General features: G+C 70.5%; 22 protein-coding genes. 9 read left to right on the top strand and 13 right to left on the bottom strand.

The window, feature by feature from the left end:
* Positions 1-40 precede the first annotated feature (40 nt).
* The gene (locus tag OO71_RS02440) at positions 41-613 is read right to left on the bottom strand and encodes a TetR/AcrR family transcriptional regulator (RefSeq protein WP_051790935.1); all 573 of its coding nucleotides are present in this window, start codon (positions 611-613) and stop codon (positions 41-43) included.
* 36 nt (positions 614-649) lie between these two features.
* Here OO71_RS02440 and OO71_RS02435 point away from each other — a divergent pair, with 36 nt between their 5' ends.
* Complete coding sequence (locus OO71_RS02435; protein ID WP_033287921.1) at positions 650-1,546, top strand: NADP-dependent oxidoreductase; 897 nt, start codon at positions 650-652, stop codon at positions 1,544-1,546.
* A gap of 70 nt (positions 1,547-1,616) precedes the next feature.
* On the opposite strand, the gene OO71_RS02430 is transcribed toward OO71_RS02435, so the two are convergent.
* The 3 genes from OO71_RS02430 to OO71_RS02420 all read right to left on the bottom strand — a co-directional run bounded on the left by OO71_RS02430 (position 1,617) and on the right by OO71_RS02420 (position 5,310).
* Positions 1,617-3,668 (bottom strand): M3 family metallopeptidase, encoded by a 2,052-nt coding sequence (locus tag OO71_RS02430; protein ID WP_033288049.1) that lies wholly within the window; start codon positions 3,666-3,668, stop codon positions 1,617-1,619.
* 71 nt (positions 3,669-3,739) lie between these two features.
* Positions 3,740-4,438, bottom strand: coding sequence for a histidine phosphatase family protein (locus tag OO71_RS02425; RefSeq protein WP_033287920.1), 699 nt, complete (start codon positions 4,436-4,438; stop codon positions 3,740-3,742).
* A gap of 29 nt (positions 4,439-4,467) precedes the next feature.
* A complete protein-coding gene (locus OO71_RS02420; protein ID WP_033287919.1) occupies positions 4,468-5,310 on the bottom strand; it encodes an undecaprenyl-diphosphate phosphatase in 843 nt (280 codons plus the stop codon).
* Positions 5,311-5,471: 161 nt separating this feature from the next.
* Here OO71_RS02420 and OO71_RS02415 point away from each other — a divergent pair, with 161 nt between their 5' ends.
* From OO71_RS02415 to OO71_RS02405, 3 genes are all read left to right on the top strand, one after another.
* Positions 5,472-6,440: an aldo/keto reductase gene (locus OO71_RS02415; RefSeq protein ID WP_033287918.1), complete on the top strand. Its 969-nt coding sequence runs from the start codon at positions 5,472-5,474 to the stop codon at positions 6,438-6,440.
* A 98-nt stretch (positions 6,441-6,538) separates the two neighbouring features.
* Entirely contained in the window at positions 6,539-7,552 is a 1,014-nt protein-coding gene (locus OO71_RS02410) for a YncE family protein (RefSeq protein ID WP_033287917.1), read from the top strand.
* Positions 7,549-7,773, top strand: coding sequence for a DUF5703 family protein (locus tag OO71_RS02405; protein WP_033287916.1), 225 nt, complete (start codon positions 7,549-7,551; stop codon positions 7,771-7,773). The genes OO71_RS02410 and OO71_RS02405 overlap by 4 nt, the downstream gene beginning before the upstream one ends.
* Positions 7,774-7,790: 17 nt before the next feature.
* Here the strand turns inward: OO71_RS02405 and OO71_RS02400 are convergent, their stop codons facing one another.
* From OO71_RS02400 to OO71_RS02365, 8 genes are all read right to left on the bottom strand, one after another.
* Complete coding sequence (locus OO71_RS02400) at positions 7,791-8,600, bottom strand: class I SAM-dependent methyltransferase (RefSeq protein ID WP_156096124.1); 810 nt, start codon at positions 8,598-8,600, stop codon at positions 7,791-7,793.
* Positions 8,587-9,702 (bottom strand): cupin domain-containing protein, encoded by a 1,116-nt coding sequence (locus OO71_RS46960; protein ID WP_051790933.1) that lies wholly within the window; start codon positions 9,700-9,702, stop codon positions 8,587-8,589. The genes OO71_RS02400 and OO71_RS46960 overlap by 14 nt, the downstream gene beginning before the upstream one ends.
* A gap of 9 nt (positions 9,703-9,711) precedes the next feature.
* Positions 9,712-10,335: a maleylpyruvate isomerase N-terminal domain-containing protein gene (locus OO71_RS46955; protein ID WP_051790932.1), complete on the bottom strand. Its 624-nt coding sequence runs from the start codon at positions 10,333-10,335 to the stop codon at positions 9,712-9,714.
* Positions 10,336-10,516: 181 nt separating this feature from the next.
* Positions 10,517-11,242: an SRPBCC family protein gene (locus OO71_RS02385; RefSeq protein ID WP_033287915.1), complete on the bottom strand. Its 726-nt coding sequence runs from the start codon at positions 11,240-11,242 to the stop codon at positions 10,517-10,519.
* Entirely contained in the window at positions 11,235-11,837 is a 603-nt protein-coding gene (locus OO71_RS02380; protein ID WP_033287914.1) for an ArsR/SmtB family transcription factor, read from the bottom strand. The genes OO71_RS02385 and OO71_RS02380 overlap by 8 nt, the downstream gene beginning before the upstream one ends.
* A gap of 40 nt (positions 11,838-11,877) precedes the next feature.
* Entirely contained in the window at positions 11,878-12,762 is an 885-nt protein-coding gene (locus OO71_RS02375) for an alpha/beta fold hydrolase (RefSeq protein WP_033287913.1), read from the bottom strand.
* Positions 12,762-14,084 carry a M20/M25/M40 family metallo-hydrolase gene (locus OO71_RS02370; RefSeq protein WP_033287912.1) on the bottom strand — a complete coding sequence of 441 codons (1,323 nt, stop codon included), beginning with the start codon at positions 14,082-14,084 and terminating at the stop codon, positions 12,762-12,764. Before OO71_RS02370 ends, OO71_RS02375 begins: the two co-directional genes overlap by 1 nt.
* Before the next feature lie 55 nt (positions 14,085-14,139).
* Positions 14,140-14,787 carry a GntR family transcriptional regulator gene (locus OO71_RS02365; protein WP_033287911.1) on the bottom strand — a complete coding sequence of 216 codons (648 nt, stop codon included), beginning with the start codon at positions 14,785-14,787 and terminating at the stop codon, positions 14,140-14,142.
* A gap of 139 nt (positions 14,788-14,926) precedes the next feature.
* Here OO71_RS02365 and OO71_RS02360 point away from each other — a divergent pair, with 139 nt between their 5' ends.
* The 5 genes from OO71_RS02360 to OO71_RS51465 all read left to right on the top strand — a co-directional run bounded on the left by OO71_RS02360 (position 14,927) and on the right by OO71_RS51465 (position 18,419).
* Positions 14,927-15,679 (top strand): HpcH/HpaI aldolase family protein, encoded by a 753-nt coding sequence (locus OO71_RS02360; RefSeq protein WP_033287910.1) that lies wholly within the window; start codon positions 14,927-14,929, stop codon positions 15,677-15,679.
* The gene (locus OO71_RS02355; RefSeq protein WP_245633545.1) at positions 15,676-16,974 is read left to right on the top strand and encodes an MFS transporter; all 1,299 of its coding nucleotides are present in this window, start codon (positions 15,676-15,678) and stop codon (positions 16,972-16,974) included. The genes OO71_RS02360 and OO71_RS02355 overlap by 4 nt, the downstream gene beginning before the upstream one ends.
* Before the next feature lie 12 nt (positions 16,975-16,986).
* Positions 16,987-17,790 (top strand): carbon-nitrogen hydrolase family protein, encoded by an 804-nt coding sequence (locus tag OO71_RS02350; RefSeq protein ID WP_033287909.1) that lies wholly within the window; start codon positions 16,987-16,989, stop codon positions 17,788-17,790.
* A gap of 98 nt (positions 17,791-17,888) precedes the next feature.
* A complete protein-coding gene (locus OO71_RS51470) occupies positions 17,889-18,230 on the top strand; it encodes a TroA family protein (RefSeq protein WP_051790931.1) in 342 nt (113 codons plus the stop codon).
* 30 nt (positions 18,231-18,260) lie between these two features.
* A complete protein-coding gene (locus tag OO71_RS51465; protein ID WP_211260424.1) occupies positions 18,261-18,419 on the top strand; it encodes a TroA family protein in 159 nt (52 codons plus the stop codon).
* A 56-nt stretch (positions 18,420-18,475) separates the two neighbouring features.
* Here OO71_RS51465 and OO71_RS02340 read toward each other — a convergent pair whose 3' ends face one another.
* Positions 18,476-19,252 carry an SDR family oxidoreductase gene (locus OO71_RS02340; RefSeq protein ID WP_033287908.1) on the bottom strand — a complete coding sequence of 259 codons (777 nt, stop codon included), beginning with the start codon at positions 19,250-19,252 and terminating at the stop codon, positions 18,476-18,478.
* Positions 19,253-19,294 lie beyond the last annotated feature (42 nt).

Genomic DNA, 19,294 nt, shown 5'->3' with positions numbered 1-19,294 from the left:
CGCCGATGATCACGCGCAACGTTCGGTGCAGCGGACGAAGCTAGCCGAGCCCCCATCCGGCGAGGGCGATGTCCGCCAGCCGCCGCGAGCGCGCCGCCCGGCCCTCCGGCGTACCGCTCGTCACCCCGCGGTTCGCGGCCAGCACCAGCAGCACGTCACCCGGGGTCAGGTCGTCCCGTACGGCTCGGGCCGCCCGCGCCCTGGCGACGATCGTGCCCAGATCCCGCCGGTAGACCTCGGCGCTGCAGGCCGGTTTGCGCCGGTGGAACTCCGCGACCAGCTCGGGATACGCGGCCTGGACGGCAAAACTGAGCTCCACATAGGACCGCAGCCCGCGCGCCGGGTCCGGATCGGACAGTGCGTCCCGTACCGTCGCCGAGCAGCTGCGAGCCTGGTCGGCCACCACCGCGTCGATGAGCTCCTCGCGGGTGGCGAAATGCCGGTAGAACGTCGCCGGGGTCAGACCTGCTTCGGCGGCCACTGCTCGGGCGGACAGCCGTCGGCCGAGCAACCGGCGTCCGGCGGCGAGCAGCCGTACCCGGTTTTCCCGCGCGTCCCGGCGCCGTTCCGGAACACTTCCTGTGTCCGGCTGCCTCACTTCGCCGCTGGTCATGGCCGCTCCCCGCATTCCGTTCCTAGGCTCGCGGCCGTGAAAGCACTCGCCTTCGACCGCTACGGTGACCCGAACGTCCTCGCGATCACCGATGTTCCGGAACCGCATCCTGGACCCCGCAAGATCCGGATCGCCGTCCGCGCGGCCGGCGCTTCCCCCGCCGATGCCGCGCTCCGGTCCGGCGCCTGGCGCGACCGGATTCCGCTCACGCTCCCCCACGTCGTCGGCCTCGACGCGGCCGGAATCGTCGACGAGATCGGCCACGACGTCACCGGTGTACAGCCCGGCGACGAGGTGTTCGGCTGCGCGCTCGGCGGCGGCACCACAGCTGCGTACGCCGTTCTTGACGCCTGGGCACCCAAACCGGCCGCACTCCCCTGGCCTGCCGCTGGCGCCGCCGCGACGAGCATCGAAACCTCGCTACGCGCACTGGACCATCTGAAAGTCGACCGCGGAACGACCGTCCTCCTCGATGGCGCCAGTGGTGGCGTCGGCGCGATCGCCGTACAAATCGCCGTCGCCCGCGGAGCCCGGGTGATCGGAACCGCGAGCGCGGACAACCACGAGTTCCTCCGCACGCTCGGCGCGACCCCGGTCCACCACGGCCCGGATCTCGCCGCGCGCACCGGTCCGGTCGATGCCGCCATCGACGTGTCCGGCAAAGGTTCCCTGGCCGAACTCGTCGCCGCGACCGGCTCCCCCGATCGCGTTGTCACGCTCATCAACCCGGCCGCCGAGGCCGAGGGGATCGAACTCCTTCGCTACGACCCGGCAGCCGATCACTCGGCCGCCCTTCGCCGCGGCGCCCAGCTCATCGCCGACGGAAAGCTCACCGTCCCGATCCTGCGTACCTACCCGCTCAGCGCCGGATCCGAAGCGCACGCACAGCTCGAAACCGGCCACACTCAGGGCAAAATCGCCTTCGCCCGCTGAACGTCTGAACGTCCCTATCCGGCGAGGCCGGACGACCCAGCCCCGCCGTATAGGGCGTTATACACTTGACTCAGGCTCCGGTGAGACCCCGGCGCTTCAGCAGCGGCTCGATTTCCGGCTCGCGGCCGCGGAAAGCCGCGAACGCCGCCATCGGGTCGACGCTGCCGCCGCGGCCGAGCAGCGTGGTGCGGAAGTGGTCGCCGTTCTCGCGCTTGAGACCGTCGTTCTCGGTGAACCATTCGACCGTGTCGGCGTCGAGGACCTCGCTCCAGATGTAGGAGTAGTACCCGGCGCTGTAGCCGCCCGAGAAGATGTGGTTGAAGTACGTGGTGCGGTACCGCGGCGGGACGCTCTCCAGCGTCATGCCCGCCTTCTCCAGCGCCTCGGCCTCGAACCGCTGGATGTCGCCGACGCGGTCGTCCGGGCCGAGCCGGTGCCATGCCAGGTCGAGCAGCGCCGCGGCCAGGTACTCGGTGGTCCGGAACCCCTCGCCGTACAGCTGCGCGGCCTCCAGCTGCTCGACGTTCCCGGACGGCAGCGGCTCCCCCGTCTCGTGGTGCTTGGCGTAGTTGGCCAGCACCTCCGGCCACAGCATCCACATTTCGTTGACCTGCGACGGGTACTCGACGAAGTCGCGCGGCACGTTGGTACCGGAGAACGTCGGGTACTCCACGCCGGACAGCAGCGAGTGCAGCGCGTGCCCGAACTCGTGGAACGCCGTGCGTACCTCGTCGAGCGAAAGCAGCGTCGGCTCCCCTGCCCGCGGCTTCGTCACGTTCAGCACGTTGACCACCACCGTGCGCCGCCCGAGCAGCCGCGACTGGTCCACGAAGTTGTTCATCCACGCGCCACCGCGCTTGGAATCCCGCGTGTAGTAGTCCATCAGGAACAGCCCGAGCTCGCTGCCGTCCGCGTCGGAAACCTCGAAGATGCGGACCTCGGGGTGATACTTCGGCAGGTCGTGGCGTTCGGTGAAACTCAAGCCGTACAAGCGATTCGCGGCCACGAAGATACCGTCGTGCAGCACCCGGTCCAGCTCGAAGTACGGGCGCAGCGCGGCGGTGTCCAGCTGGTACGACTCGCGGCGCACCTTCTCCGCATAGAACGCCCAGTCCCACGGCTGCAATGTCGCGCCCGGAAGGTCGGCCTCCAGCTGCTTCTGCAGCTCCGCCGCCTCAGCCCGCGCGTTGGCGACCGCGACCGGCGCGAGCCGTTCCAGCAGCCCACCGGCCGCCTCGACGGTCTTCGCCGTCTCGTCCGCGATCACATACGCCGCGTGGTTCGGGTAGCCCAGCAAAGCCGCCCGCTCGGCCCGCAACCGCACGATCTCCGCGACCACCGCGTTGTTGTCGTGCTCGTTACCACGGTTGCCGCGCGACACCGACGCAGTGAAGACCCGCTCCCGCACCGCCCGGTTTTCCAGTGACTCCAACGCGGCCTGCGCAGTCGGCAGGGTCAGGGTGAGGACGTACTTGCCCTCCAGCCCACGCTCGGTGGCCGTCTGCGCCGCGGCAGCGATGGCGCTTTCGCCGAGCCCGGCGAGTTCCGCAGCGTCGTCGAGGACGACGGCCAGATCGTTGGTGTCACGCAGCAAATTCTGCGAAAAGCGCGTCTGCAGCGTGGAAAGCTGCTCGTTCAGCGCGCGCAGCTTTTCCTGGTCAGCGTCCGGCAGACCGGCGCCCGCGCGGCTGAAATCGGTGTGCCGCCGCTCCAGCAGCCGCAGTGCCTCCGGGCCGAGTCCCAGCTCGTCGCGCCGCTGGTACAGCGCGTCGATCCGGGCGAACAGCCGCGGGTTCAGGTGGATCGCGTCCGCATGCGCCGCCAGCCGGGGCGCCAGCTCGGCCTGGATCTCCTGGATCTCGTCGGTCGCGTTCGAGCCCACGATGTTGAAGAACGTGCCGGACACCCGGTCCAGCAGCGCGCCCGCCCGCTCCAGCGCCGCGATGGTGTTGTCGAAGGTCGGCTCTTCCGCGTTGTCGGCGATCCGCTCGACGTCGGCCGCGTGCTCGGCCAGCCCGGCCTCGAAGCCGGGCCGGAAGTGGGCCTCGGCAATGCGGTCGAAGGGCGGCAGCTCGTACGGCAGGTCACTGGGGGCGGCGAACGGGTTGTCCGGCGAAATCATCGGGTTGTGCTCCTGGTTCTCCACGTCGGTTCCGCCCACCCTACGGGGTCGGGCACCCGACGGAAGGACTGTCACCGGCCCGTGCTGCCGCCCACCACCGCGTCGCTGGACGACTTCTTGCCGCGTTTCTTCGGCGGCGGGGGCACGATCCCGGCCAGGTCTCCCCCGTGCTCGTTCACGCGCAGCACGAACGGGCGGGTCTCGGTGTAGCGGACCACCGACACCGCGCCCGGGTCCACCACGATCCGCTGGAAGGCGTCGAGATGCTGGCCGAGCGCGTCGGCGAGGATCGCCTTGATCACGTCGCCGTGGCTGCAGGCGACCCACACCGCGTGGTCGCCGTGCTCAGCAGTGATGCGGGCGTCGTGCGCGCGGATCGCGGCCACCGCGCGCGCCTGCATGGCGGCCAGCCCCTCCCCGCCGGGGAACACCGCCGCGGACGGATGCGCCTGCACCACGCGCCACAGCGGTTCCTTGACCAGCGTCTTCAGCTCGCGCCCAGTCCACTCGCCGTAGTCCACTTCGGACAACCGGGGCTCGGTGGTCTTGCCCATCCCCCGTTCGGCGGCCAGCGGCGCGACGGTCTGCTTGCACCGCAGCATCGGCGACACCACCAGCTCGGCCAGCGGCACCCCGGCGAACCGCTCGACGAGGGCGGCCGCCTGCGCCCGGCCGGTGTCGTCCAGCCCGACCTTGGGCGTGCGCCCGGCGAGCACGCCGGAACCGTTGGCGGTGGACTTCCCGTGGCGGAGCAAGATGACCGTACTCACGCCGCCACCCTAACCGGTGATCAGCGCGGCTAGTGCGCCACCGGTCCGGCGTTCGGGTCCAGCACCCCGCCGAACACCAGCCCGAACAGCAGGACGCCGAGCGCGACGCGGTAGATCACGAACGGCACGAAGCTGCGCCGCTTGATGTAGGCCATCAGCCACGCGATCACCAGGTACCCGACCCCGAACGCGACCAGCGTGGCCAGGATCGTCGGCCCCCACTGCGCGCTTTCGCCGTTCTTGCCGATGTCGGTGAGCTTGTACAGCCCCGAGCCGAACACCGCGGGCACCGCGAGCAGGAACGAATACTCCGCGGCCTCCGAACGCGTGTACCCCAGCAGCAGCCCGGCGCTGGTCGTACCGCCCGAGCGGGAGACACCCGGGATCAGCGCGAGCGCCTGGGCGAAGCCGAACGCGAGCCCGTGCGGCACGTTCAGGTGGTCGAGCGTCCGGCGCTGTTTCGCCGTCCGGTCGGCGATCAGCAGGACGATGCCGAACACGATCAGCGTGGCCGCGGTGATCCGCAGATCGCGGAACGCCTGGTCGATCGCGTCCTGCAGGAGCAGGCCGAGGATCACGATCGGCAGTGAGCCGACGATGATCAGCCAGCCGAGGCGGGCGTCCGGGTCGTGGCGCCACTGCGGGCGGTACAGCGAGAAGAACCAGGCCCGCAGGATGCGGCCGATCTTCGGCCCGAAGTACAGGATCACCGCCAGCTCGGTACCGATCTGGGTGACCGCCGTGAACGCCGCACCCGGGTCGTCCCAGCCCACGAGGGCCGCCACGATCCGCAGGTGGGCACTGGACGAGATCGGCAGGAACTCCGTGAGTCCCTGCACCAGCCCCAGCACGAGGGACTCGAACCAACCCATCAGGCTGCTCCCGCCGGTTTTGCCGCCCGCGCGGGGCTCTGTCCGATCAGCACGGTCGGGAACCTATCGAGTGGTTCCTGAGGGCCTGCTGTGGGGTCCTGCTCCGACACGAGGTCACCTTCGTCCGGTCGCGGCGGGTGCGCACACTAGGCTCGGCGGTCGTGGAAAAGCGACAGCTCGGCCGGTCGGGACTGCGGGTCTCGCGGATGGCCCTCGGCACCATGACCTGGGGTGGCGACACCGATCCGGACGAGGCGGCCAGCCAGCTCGTCGCGTTCGTGGACGCGGGCGGCACGCTCGTGGACACCGCGGACCTCTACGCCGGCGGCGAGGCCGAGCGGATGCTCGGCGAACTCCTCGGCGACCTCGTGCCGCGCGACGACGTCGTGCTGGCCACCAAAACCGTCGCCCGCCGCACCGACGGCCCGTTCGGCGGCGGCGCCTCGCGTGGCGCGCTGCTGTCCGCGCTCGACGGGTCGCTGCAGCGGCTCCGCACCGACCACATCGACCTGTGGCAGCTGCACGCCTGGGACTCCGGAGTGCCGATCGAGGAAACGCTCTCCGCGCTCGAGTACGCCGTCACGAGCGGCAAAGTCCGATACGTCGGCGTCTCCAACTACGCCGGATGGCAGCTCGCCACCGCCGCCGCGCTGGCCGCGGGTGCCGCGCCGGTCGTGTCCGGGCAGTTCGAGTACTCGCTGCTGGAACGCGGCGTCGAACGCGAGGTCGTGCCCGCTGCGGCACACCACGGGGTCGGCCTGCTGCCATGGGCGCCGCTCGGCCGTGGGGTGCTCACCGGCAAGTACCGCACCGGCACGCCCGCGGACTCGCGTGGTGCGTCCACCGAGTACGCCGGGTATGTCGAGCATCACCGCACCGAGCGTGCCGCGCGCATCGTGCAGGCGGTCACGACCGCCGCGGAAGGGCTCGGCACGTCACCGCTCGCCGTGGCGCTGGCCTGGGTCCGGGACCGGCCCGGCGTGGCCGCGCCGGTCGTCGGCGCCCGCGACACCGGCCAGCTCACCGGCTCGCTCGCGGCCGAGGACCTCACGCTCCCGCCTGCCATCCGCAGTGCGCTCGACGACGTCAGCGGGGTCGAGTTCGGCTATCCGGAACAGGGGACCCGGTGAGGCGCAGGTGTCGGGTCGGTGACGCAGACGTGACGGTTCGGGGATCCTGGGGGATGCTGGGAGGACCAGCCCGCCGGAGCAACGCTGGAGGTTCGAAGGTGCGTCGGCTCACCGCCGTGTCGCGGATCGCGATCCCGCTCGCCGGTGTCCTCGCGCTCTCCGCATGTTCGCAGAATGCGAAACCGACCGACAAACTGCAGGTCGTGGCCAATCCGACGGCGGCACAACCGGTCGTCTCGCCTGCGGTCACCGTGCATCCGGCCGGGCAGGTGCTCGCCATGCCGGTGGTGTCCGCGATCGCCACCGAGCCGAAGAGCAACACGCTCATCGTCGCGCTCGCCCAGCCGCCGTCGCTGCGGATCTACGATCTCGGCGCGCTCGACGTGCCGAAGAAGACCGTCTCGCTGCCCGGTCCGGCGGAGTCGCTCAGCACGTCGGCGGGCCAGGTCCTCGCCGGAATCCCGGCGAAGGACGTGCTGGCCAAGGTGACGCTGCCGGACGGGCAGCTGACCACGGAGAAGGTCGCCGGGAAGCCCGCCGCCGGGGTCGCCGACGGGCCGGACACGCTCGTCGCGGTCCGCGACCGCAAGGCGGTGGAGGTACTGGCGAACGGCACGGTGGCGAAGACGATCACCGGGCAGCTCTACAGCGCCGACGACGTGGTCGACACCGGCAACGGCGTCGTGGTCCTCGACCGGCTGCGCACCGCGCTCTTCACCGTGGACGTGAAGGCCGGAACGATGGACGAGGGCCTGCGGGCGGGCGAGGGCGCGGCCAACGCGGTCGCCGATTCCTTCGGCCGGGTGCTGGTCACCGACACGCGCGGCGGTGCCCTGCTGGCGTTCTCCACCAGCCCGCTGATCCTCCGCCAGCGCTATCCGGTGCCCGGTGGCGCGTATGGGCTGGCCTACGACCACCAGCGTGACCTCGCGTGGGTCACGCTCACCGGCCGCAACGAGGTCGTCGGTTACGACGTCCGCGGCGGCGAGCCGACGGAGAAGTACCGATTCCCGACCGTGCGCCAGCCGGATTCGGTGGGCGTGGACGAGCAGAGCGGCCGCGTGATCGTCGGCTCGGCCGCCGGAGAAGGGACCCAGGTGATCGAGCCATGACGACGACCGAAGAGGCGGTGGTCGAAGGGGATTGGGAGTACCGCCGCCTGCACCTGCCCCCGGCGATCTCCCGGCGCGCGGCCACCATCCAGCTCTCGATCCACGCCGAGTTCGCGGGCTGGGAGCTGCGCACGGTCCGGCTGTACTCCGACGGCACGCGCCGGGTGTGGCTGCGCCGGAAACGCACAGCCGCCGACGGGCTTCCCGGCCTGGCGACCTGATCGCCCGGCCGGCCTGCTCAGGCAGGCCGCCGCCGGGCCGTCAGAAGCACCATGTCCGCCACCGTAGTCAGGTCGGTGAGGGTCAGCCCTGCGCTGTCCAGCCAGGCGGCCAGTTCTCCGGGTGAGAAGGCGCGGACGTTGAAGGTCTCCTCGTGCCGTTGCTGGAAGTAGCGGCGTGCGGGCCGGCCGGCCCGCACGAACGTGAACGCCGTGAACACCCCGTTCCTGCGCATGCAACGGCTTGCTTCGTGCAGGACGGCCCGGGGGTCGGGGAGCAACTGCAGCGCGTTCGAGCAGTTGACGCCGCCGAGGGAGCGGTCGGCGAACGGCAACTGCAGCGCACCGGCGCGGACCACTGCGACCTCCGGCAAGCCGGTGCCGATCACGTCGAGCATGGCCGGGCTCAGGTCGAGCCCGATGACCTGATCGCTGCCGAGATGCTCGGCCAGCGTGCGTGTCCAGCGCCCCGCACCGCACGCGAGATCCAGCAGGGGCACATCGGTGCGGTCGAGATGCCGGACCAGGTAGCGATCCTCGTCCTCGGGGGTGAGCAGCCGGTCCCAGTTCCCGCCCATGATGTCGAGGAAGGCCGCCCGGGTCTGGCCTTCGTAGCGGGGTACGTGCAAGGGATCCTGCAGGTAGAACGGCCCCAGTCCGGACTTCATCCGGCTCTCCGGCGCGAAGTCGGGGTACCCGCGGTGGCTCGCGTACCCGGCACCGCACCGGCAGCAGCGCAACCCGCCTGGTGTGGTTTCGAGGGCGCTGTGGCAGGCCGGGCAGGCGAGCGCGCGGCGAAGGGCCGGAGCGAGCCGGTCAAGATCGAACATCGGCACCGCTCACGATCAAGTGCTCCGCGCGTGCCCCCAGGAAGGCGAGGAGTGCTTTGGTCTCTTCGGCCCACAATGCCCGGATGGCTCCTTCGTCCAGTTCCAGTGCATCACGCCATTCCCGATCAGACCCGGGCTCGACGCCGGTCCACGTGCCGCGCGACGGCCAGACCCGGCCGAGACTCGCCAGCGGGCCCCGGCCCGCGAAGTCCGGTTCCTCCAGGCACCGCAGCAACCTCAGCCGGTCGTGTTCCGGAAGGACTCGCGAGGACAACGCTGCCCGGGTGCCCTCGGCCTGGCCCGGGAAGTGCGCGAAGAGGTAGGCAAGGGCGAGCGTGACCGCTTCGGATGGCGCCCTGTCGGCCAGGCTGAGCAGGACCGCCGCCTCGGCGCCGAAGTCGATGCCGGTGCGCTCGGCAAGGATCCCGAGCGAGAGCAACGCGCGGGCATGGACCGGAACCTCCCCGGCCCGCCGTGCCGCCGCAATGAGATCCGGGACGAGAGCAGGCGGTAACAGCAACGGATCCGGACTCGTGGTGACCAGTTCTTCGATCGTGGTGTACGCCTCATGGAGACCGGCCGCCTCGTGAGCGGTGGCCACGTGCTGCCCTTGCGCCGCCAGCGTCTCGGCAACGGAGCCGAACACGCGGCAGTCCCGGTTCAGCGCTCGAGCCGCCATCTGCGACCGATCGGTGAGACCGGTTTTCCCCGCCCCGGGAACCTCGGCGGTTTCCGCCGCCGGGCTCACCTCGCCGAAGAATCCTTCGAACCCGGCCGGGGTGATGACGAGCAGAAAATGCGCTTCCGCCGAAACAACCCGGAACGTGTGCGGACGGTGCCGGGGCAGAAAGGCGGAATCGCCCGCACCGATTTTCCCGGTGACACCGCCGGCCGTGTACTCGATCTCGCCGGAAAGCACGTAGAGGGTCTCGTCCTCCCTGCTGTGCACGTGCGGCGGTGTGCGGTATCCGCGTTCGGCATGCTCTTCTACGATGCCGACCATGCCGTTCGTGCCCGCGGCGGTCGCCCGGATCGTGAGCAGGCCACCGAGATGCCAGCGGGATCGTTCCTCGTCCGTCGGGACGGCAGGAGGGAGGGACATCCTTTTCCTTCAGCAGAGAACAGGGAACACGGCCGGACCCGGACGTCCGGTCGCGAGGCGGATGAGATCGGCGGGGTCGGCTAGGCCGGCAAGCACCGCGGCGGTCCGGTCCAGTGCCCCCGGTGGGGGTACCGGAGCACCGGGCACCACCGTGGCGAAGTCCATCAAGTGCACGGTTGCCTCGACCGCTCTCGTGACCAGGTAATCCGCGGTGCACATCGTCCCCACGACGGTGGTCACCAGCCGGTCCGGATGCCGGCGGGCCGCTTCGAAGACCGGCGCTGCCGCTTGGCCGAACGCGCCCGCCAGTGCCGGTACCGAGTGGCGCGCGGCCCTTTCCTTGGCCAGTCGAGCCACCTGCTCATCCGGACGCACGCCCGCCGCCATCAGCCGTCCGAAGTAGCAGGATGCGTTGGGCATCTCCGGAGTGCCCTCGGTAGCACGGCCGATCAGTTCGGCCGCCGTCGCAGCTCCCCGGCTGACGTGGGCATAGAGTTCCTTGACGGACCAGACGCCCAGCCCCGGTTGCGCCCAGACGGCCGCCGGTGCGTCCCGGCTCGCCTCCGCCCAGCACCGCCAGAGTTCCGCGAGCAGGCCGATGTCCTCGGCCGAGCCGCGGCAGCACCGGGTCACGGCTGGATTCCCGGGGAAATCCCGACCGGCTCGGCAGGCATACCAACTTGTCGGAGCGCCATGCGATTCTTTCGTGCTCAGTATCCGCCTATCCACCTGAACCGGATCTTACGCAAAACTGATCTTGGAGAGAACGCTGCGGGTTTTCCGGGCAGACTGTCCGCCTGTTCGGACATTCGGTTCACCTGATCCCGGCGAGCCACTCCCCCCACTTCGCTTCCTCTGCCGCCGCGTCCGCCCCAGGCGTGAACACGTGGTGGCACACCACCATCGGGCCGCGGAATCCTTGCAGGAAGCAGTAAAGCCCTTCCCCGGTACGGATTCCCAGCGTCTGCTCATTCCGCGCGTACACCACACCATCGGCACCATCGAGCTGCACCGCATCGCCCACCACCAGCTCGGGCGCGCCCAGTCGCTTGCCCAGCGCCGTCCACAGCGCAGGCCAGTCCTCGACCGGCGGCCCGAACGCGGTGACCGGCGTCGCGGCCCGGCCGGGGAAGTGGGCCACGTATTCCTGCAGGTTCCGGAAGAACAGCGCGCCGCCCGCGGTCATCGCCTCGAACTCTTCCGCCCAGTCGTCGCCGGGCAGGAAACCGCTTGTCACGCAACGGATCACGGTACTGCCACCGGCGCGGCCCTCGACGAGGAACTCGTACCCGATCCGCCGTCCGTCCGGTTCCGGCTCGCCGCCGTAGGCCAGCCGGTTCGGCGGCTCCCATGCGGTGATCGGGAATTCCGGCTGGTAAGCCGCGAACGCCCCGCGCACCGTGCCGCCCGGTCCGCCTTCGACCTCGTTGCGGCCCATGTACCAGGAGTCGATGCCCGGCCCGGTCGCGATCGCGTCCCACACCGCCTCCGGCGCCGCCGGTGTCTCCGCGACGTCGGTCCGCTCGAATTCCTTACCCATCAGCGTTTTCCTCCCCAGCCGGAATACTCGGATGCACGGCCACCACCACGCGGTGCGGGCGGCCGTGCTCGGCACTTTCGTCGTGGTACTTCCCCACCAGCGTGGTCACGGCCGTCGCCAGTTCCTCCGCGAACGCGGCCCGGTCGGCCGCCGAGGCGAACCGCACCTCACCGTCGAGTGCGAAGGTCGCCACCCGTTTGCGCGCCTTTGCCGCCCCGGTGATCAGAATTCCGACGTCCCGCACCAGCCGCCCGGCCACCGCCAGCAGCCACCGCGCCGACAACCGGTCCGGCGACTGCGCGGGATCGGGCTGCACGGCCGCCAGCGCGGCGGGCGAAATCACGTACGACGCCGCGGTCGCCCGCATCATCCGCTCCGTGACATTGCCCTTGCGCCGCTCCTCGACCAGCTCCACGAGACCGTGCTTTTCCAGGGCGCGCAGGTGGTAGTTCACCTTCTGGCGAGGCACGTCGACACGCGCGGCCAGCATCGTCGCCGACGCCGGCTGTGCCAGCTCGGCGAGCAGCCGGGCCCGGACCGGATCGAGCGACACCTCGGCCGCCGCCGCATCCTCGATCACCGCAACGGGAAACATGGTCCCATCGTGCTTCCGAATGCTTCAGTTGTCAAGACAATTATTCTTGTCGGTAGACCTCGCGCACGACCGCGGCAATCCGCGGGACCACCTGAGCCGCCGCCTCCAGCGGGACGACGTGCCCGACCCCAGGCAGCACCACTGAGCTCCCACGGGCCAGCCCGCGCACGAACTGCTCCACGTCGGCCGGTGCGACGATCCGGTCCCGCTCCCCCACGATCGCCGTCACCGGCAGGTCGACGGCCAAGGTCAGCGCCGCCTCCCGCGCGTACGCGTCGAGCGCCGGCCGGAACTGCGCGACGGTGTGCGGCCAGTTGCCACGGATCATCTTCACCGTCAGCTCGACCAGCTCCGGGTCGGGATCGTCGCCGAACAGCCACCAGCGCAGCCCCGCGCTCACCGCCCGGCTGGTGTGCTCGCGGACCACGCCGTACAACTTCGCGCCCAGCACCAGTTCCAGGTCCTGCGCAAGCTTGCCGAGCGCGTTGGGCCAGGCCGCCGACGCCTCGGTGGCGAGCCGCCCGGCCGACGTCGCCAGCAGCACGAGCCCGCCGACCCGCTCGGCGAACAGCTCCTGATGCCGCTGGGTCAGCGACATCACCGCGAGCCCGCCCATGTCGTGGCCGACGAGCACCACACGCCCGTCCGGGACCGCCCGCTCGAGCACCTCGGCGAGGTCGTCGGCCAGCTGGCCCATCGTCGCGGTACCCCGCGTGGCCCGGCCGGATTTGCCGTGCCCGCGGTGGTCGTAGCTGACCACCGCGAGCGGCTGCTCAGCTACGTCGGCCAGCAGTGGCGCGATCCGGCCCCAGCTGCGCTGGTCGAGCGCATACCCGTGCAGCAGCACCACGGTCACGGCCGCCGACTCGTCGCCACTGCGCACCAGGTGCAGCGGCGTGCCGTCGGCGAGCGTGAACGCGGGCATCAGGACGAGCGCAGGAAGCGGTCCAGCACGCGGGTGCCGAACTTCAGCGCGTCGACCGGCACGCGCTCGTCGACGCCGTGGAACAGCCCGGAGAAGTCCAGGTCGGCAGGCAGTTTTAGAGGCGCGAAGCCGAAGTTGCGGATGCCGAGGAGCTGGAACGCCTTCGCATCGGTGCCGCCGGACAGCATGTACGGCAGGGTGCGAGCGCCCGGATCCTCGGCGACGATGGCGGCCGTCATCGCGTCGACGAGTGCCCCGTCGAACGTCGTCTCGACCGGCGGCAGCTCCATCCACTCCTTCTCGATGTCCGGGCCGAGCAGCTCGTCCAGCTCGCGGTCGAACGCCTCGATCCGGCCCGGCAGGATGCGGCAGTCGACGGCCGCTTCGGCGACCGACGGGATCACGTTGGACTTGTAGCCCGCGGTGAGCATCGTCGGGTTCGCGGTGTCACGCAGGGTCGCGCCGATCATCCGGGAGATGTTGCCCAGCTTGGCGACCGCGCCTTCGAGGTCGTCCTCCGGGAAGTCCCAGCCGGTGATTTCGGTGACCCCGGCGAGGAACTCGCGCACCGAATCGGTGAGCACCAACGGGAACTGGTGAGTACCGAGCTTCGCGACAGCCTCAGCGAGCTTGGTGACGGCGTTGTCCCGGTGGATCATCGAGCCGTGGCCCGCTGTGCCGCGTACGCGCAGCTTCATCCAGCGAATGCCCTTCTCGGCCGTCTCGATCACGTACGCGCGGACGTTGTCCTTCAGCGTGATCGAAAACCCACCGACCTCACTGATCGCCTCAGTGACTCCCTCGAACAGCTCGGGCCGGTTCTCGACGAGCCACTGCGCGCCGTACTTACCACCGGCTTCTTCGTCGGCGACGAACGCGAAAACGAGGTCGCGCGGCGGCACGATGCCGTTCAGCTTGTAGTGGCGAGCCAGGGCCAGCGTCATGCCGACCATGTCCTTCATGTCGACCGCGCCGCGGCCCCACACGTACCCGTCCTGCACCGCGCCGGAGAACGGGTGCACCGACCACTCGGACGGATCGGCGGGCACCGCGTCGAGGTGCCCGTGGATCAGCAGCGCACCCCGCGACGGGTCGGCACCGGGCAGCCGGACGATCACGTTGTGCCGGTTTTTCCCGCCGGACTCGACGTAGGTGATCTCGTACCCGGCGTCGGTGAGCTTCTCCGCGACGTACTCGGCCGCACCGCGCTCGCCCACGAGGGTGTCGGGGTCGCCGGTGTTGGTGGTGTCGATGCGGATGAGCTCGCTGGTGAGCGTGACGGCCTCGTCCGCGGCAGCGTCGATCAGGTTCGGTTCGGTCACCGGCCATTCCTATCATCCGGGCCCGCCCGGTGCCGCGATCCCGGCGGCTGGGAGCTCAGCCGCGGTCGAGTTCCGACACCACCTCGGACACCGGCCGCAGGTGGACGTTCAGCACGCGCAGCGCTTCCTCCGCGTCGCTTGCCTCCAGTGCGGCGACCAGCGCGCGGTGTTCGGCGTCGATGGTCGGCAGGCGTTCCGGCCGCGCTTCCATCGCCCGCACGGCCACCCGCTGCTGCCGGGAGCGGAGGGTGTCGTACAGCTCGGTGAGCACGCTGTTCCCCGCGGCATTGACGATGGCGCGGTGGAAGCGGCGGTCCAAGCCGGACACCGCAAACCAGTCGCGCGCGGCCTCGGCGGCTTCCATCTCCTCGATCAGGCCGGGCATCTCCGGCGGCGCACCCCGGCCGGCCGCGCACACCTCGGCGATCGCATGCCCCTCGATCAGCCGGCGGCTCTGGTAGACCTCCTCCAGCTCGCGCGCGGTGACCGTGCGCACCTGCGCGCCCTTGCGCGGCAGCAAGCTGATGAACCGCTCGGCCTCCAGCCGGTGGAACGCCTCGCGCACCGGCGTCCGCGACACCCCGACCACGCCGGAAACCCACTGCTCGTCCAGGAACCGCCCGCCTTCGAGCTCCCCCGCGATGATGCCGTCGCGCAGCCAGGCATAAACCCGCTCCCGGGCCGGTCCCGTGCTCGTGGTCATGCACTTCCTCTCGTCGGCATTTCGTGCGCGCTACCCGCCCCGGATGGTCCCGGCGGGCGTGAGTCTACCTGCTGGACGTCCGCTTATGCGTCATGTATACACGACGCACACACAGTTCCGCCCCGTTGGAGGTCCCCGCATGTCCCCCGTTCCCGCCGACCGCCGGTACGCCGTCTGGCTGTCCGATCCCGGCTTCGCCGCCGCCGAGATCGCCCGCGGCCTCGGTTACGGCGCCGTCGTCCTCGACATCGAGCACGGCGCCTTCGACCTGGCCGACTTGGAACGCTTCATCCCCTTCCTGCGCGCGCTCGGCCTGGAGGTGCTGGCGAAGGTGCTCGGCCCGGAACGCGGCCCGATCCAGCAGGCGCTCGACTTCGGCGCGGATGCGGTCGTGATTCCGCACATCGAGAATGTCGCGCACGCCAAGGCCGTCACCGCGTTCGCGAAGTTCCCGCCGCTCGGCGACCGGAGCTTCGCGGGCGGGCGGACCACCGGGTACGGCGGCTTCACCGACGCCTGGGTCGCCGAGCAGGACGGGAAAACCCGCTGCCTGCCGATGATCGAGGACGCGGGCGCGCTCGCCGACCTCGACGCCATCCTCGCGCTCGACACCGTCGACGGCGTCTTCGTCGGCCCCTCGGATCTGTCACTGCGCCGCGAGCGCGGTGCCTACACTCGCGACGACCGCGACTTCGCCGACCTGCGCCAGGTCGCCGAGGCTGCGCGCGCGGCGGGTAAACCGTGGATCCTTCCGGCGTGGAGCCGCGAGGAGAAGGAGTTCGCCCTGACGCACGGCGCCGGTCAGCTCGCGCTGACGATGCAGCACGGCGCGCTGGTCGCCGGGTTCCGCGCGGCGCTCGACGAAACCCGGGCGCTGGGCGAGACATCGTGACGACAGCGCAGCAGACCACGCGCACGATCGGCCGGATGCGCTGGACGATCGCCGGGGTGCTGGGCGTCGGCACGTTCGTCAACTACGTCGACCGCGTCAACCTGTCCATCGCCGGACCGGAAATGATGCGCGAGTTCCACCTCAGTGCGGCCCAGCTCGGCATCGTGTCGTCGGCTTTCCTGTGGACGTACGCGGTATTGCAGCTGCCGATCGGCGCGATCATCGACCGGATCGGCGTGCGCTGGGTGAACCGGGCTGCGGCCGCGTTGTGGGCGGTCGCGTCGTTCCTGACCGCGGCGTCCGGCGGGCTCGGGCTGCTGCTGGTGTCGCGGCTCGTGCTCGGATTCGGGGAGGCGCCCACGATTCCGGCCGGATGGAAGGCGATCGGCCAGTGGTTCCCCCGTCACGAACGCGGCCGCGCCACGGCGATCTTCGACGGCTGCGCCAAGATCTCCAACGTACTCGGCATTCCGGTGATGGCGTTCCTGGTCACCGCGTTCAGCTGGCATGCCGCGTTCATCTTCACCGGCATCCTCAGCGTGGTCTACCTCGCAGTGTGGTGGCTCCTGTACCTGACACCCAAGCAAGCGCTCGCCAGCGGCAGGCTGTCCGAAGCGGAACTGGCGTACCTGCGCGAGGGCGGCGCGGACGACGAGGACGCGGCGACCCCGAGTTCCTTGGCCGGACTGGGAAATCTCCTCCGCCGCCGGAAAGCGTGGGGTCTCGCACTCGGGTACGCGTCTTACACCTACGCCTACTACGTGTTGCTGACCTGGCTGCCTGGATACCTGGAAAAGCAGTTCGGCGTGAAGCTGCTGGCCGGTGGCCTGTACACGATGATCCCGTGGCTGGTCGCGGTGCTGGCACAGTTCCTCATCGGCGGCGTGGTGATGGACCGGCTGATCGCCCGCCGCGGCGAGACCCGCGCGCGGCGGCTGGTGCTGGTCACGAGCATGCTGGTCTCGCTCGCGGTCGCCGGTGCCGCGTATGCCGACAGCGTCGTGGTGGCGCTGGTGTTCCTGTCGGTCGGCGCGGCCGGGCTGGCGGTTTCCGTGCCCGCCGGGTCGAGCATCGTCGCGGTGATCGCCCCTGAAGGCACCGCCGGCACGCTCGGCGGGATGGTCAACTTCGTTGCGAACCTCATCGGCATCGCCGCCCCCATCGTCACCGGCGCGATGGTGGACCTGACCGGCTCGTTCGCGGGCGCGTTCCTGGTGACCGGTGCCGTGCTGCTCGGCGGGATCTTCTGCTACACGGTCGTGCTCGGCCGGATCGAACGCATTCCCCACTCCTGAAAGGACAGTCCCTTGGTACAGGTCGCCATCGCGCAGTTCGCGCCCACCGAAGACAAGCCCGCCAACCTCGCCGTGATCACGGAGCTGGCCGCCACCGCAGCCGGACGCGGCGCGCAGGTGCTCGTACTGCCCGAGTACGCCATGTTCACCGTGCCCACCATGGATCACCGCTTCGCCGACTCCGCCGAAGACCTCGACGGCCCGTTCGTGACCACGCTGCGGGAGCTGGCGAAGGAACACGAACTCGCCGTCGTGGCCGGGATGAGCGAAGCTCTGCCCGGTACCGGACGCATCTCCAACACGCTCGTCGCCATCGGCCCGGACGGGACGATCGCCGCGCGCTACCGCAAGATCCACCTGTACGACGCGTTCGGCTTCCGTGAATCCGACGTCGTGCAGCCAGGCGAAATCACCCCGCCCGAGACGTTCGTCGCCGACGGTCTCGTGTTCGGCCTGCAGACCTGTTACGACCTCCGCTTCCCGGAAACCACGCGACGGCTCGCCGACGCGGGCGCGGACGTTGTACTCCTGCCCGCGGAATGGGTACCCGGGCCGCTGAAGGAGTACCACTGGTCGACGCTCGTGAAGGCTCGCGCCATCGAGAACACGCTTTATGTGGCTGCCGCCGACCAGGCCGCGCCTACCGGGTCCGGCGCGAGCCTGGTGGTCGACCCGATGGGTGTTGTGGTGGCTTCGCTTGGCGAGCAGACCGGGGTTGCCGTCGCGGAGGTCAACGCCGAGCGGATCGCCGAGGTGCGCGCCAAGAACCCGGCGCTCGCCCTGCGGAGGTTCACGGTGGTCCCGCGCACGGAGTAGTTGCCGTGGGCGGATGAGGATCGTCTCGCTGCTGCCCGCCGCCGCCGACCTCGTCGCGACGCTCGGCCTGGCCGGTGACCCGTCGGCCGCACCCACGAATGCGACTGGCCCGCCGAGATCGCGTCTGTCCCGGTGCTGACCGGCGCGGATCGTCGCTGTACTCGGTCGACGTCGAGCAGCTGGCCGCGCTCGCGCCGGACTTCGTGCTCACCCAGGATCTGTGCGAGGTCTGCGCAGTGTCGTACACGCGCGTCGCGGCCGCGGTCCGGATGCTCGACGCCGGACCGCGCGTGCTCAGCCTCGAACCGCGGACCCTCGGCGACGCGCTCGGTGTGCCCGAAGTGGCCGCCGAACGCGTCGCCGAACTCCACTCGCGGCTGGCTGCGGTGCGAAACAGGGACGCCGGGCGCTCGCAGCCGCGGGTGGTCGCACTCGAATAGCTTGACCCGCTGTGGCCGGCCGGGCATTGGGTGCCCGAGCAAATCACGACCGCCGGTCGCATTCCGCTCCTGGCCGAACCGGGCGAGCACACGAGCCCGATGCCATGGGACACCGTGGTCGCCGCCCGGCCGGACGTCCTGACGTCGCTCCCGGGCTGGTCCACGCTGCCCGCCGCGGCAAATCCGTGAAGGGAACCATCACGGAATCTGATTCCGTGATGGTTCCCTTCACGGACCTCAGCCGGTCAGCGGTACCGGAGCGCGGTCGCATTCCCGCGCTCGGCCAGGTACTGCTCGAACGTGACCACCCCGTCGGCGTGCTCGGGCGCGAGGTTCCCGCCCTGCGCGTACCCGCGGGCAATCCGCCCCGGCACCGGCACCGTGACCACCCGTTTCTCCCGTCCCGCCGCGCCGAGCAGGGCCCGCGCCAGGTCGGCTGCCGTGCGCACCTCCGGTCCGCCGAGGTCCGGCACCCGCGCCTGCGGTTCGCCCAGCGCCAGCTCCACCAGCCGCGCCGCGACGTCCCGCACGTCGACCGGCTGGAACCGGAACCGCGGCACCGGCACCACGGGCAACCGCGCCGCGGCGGCGAGAATCGTCCGCACCAGAGCGTGGAACTGCGTCGCGCGCAGGATCGTGTACGGCATCCCGGAACCCGCGATCAGTTCCTCCGCGGCCAGTTTCGCCCGGTAATAGCCCAGCGGCACCCGGTCGACGCCAACGATCGAGACGTACACCAGATGCGGCGCCTGCCCGCTCCACCGCGCGGCTTCGACCAGGGTGCGCACCGTCTGGACTTCGTGCCGGTAATCCGTGGCGCAGTGGATGATCGTGTCGACCCCGGCGACCGCGACGTCGATCCCCCGCCCGGTGCGCAGATCCCCGACTGTCCAGCCGACACCGGCACTCGAACGGCGGCGCCGGCTCAGCGCCCGGACCGGCCGTTCGGCAGCCACCAGCCGCTCCACGACCACCCTGCCGAGCTGACCGGCGCCTCCGGTCACCAGGATCTGCTCCGGCACGTCGTCCTCCCGCTGCCCGCGTGGCTGTTGCCCGTCATCCTG

Source organism: Amycolatopsis jejuensis, from assembly GCF_000717335.1.
Lineage (GTDB): Bacteria > Actinomycetota > Actinomycetes > Mycobacteriales > Pseudonocardiaceae > Amycolatopsis > Amycolatopsis jejuensis.
Note: the sequence above shows the minus strand (reverse complement) of the source record. Positions and strands in the feature narration are given on the sequence as shown.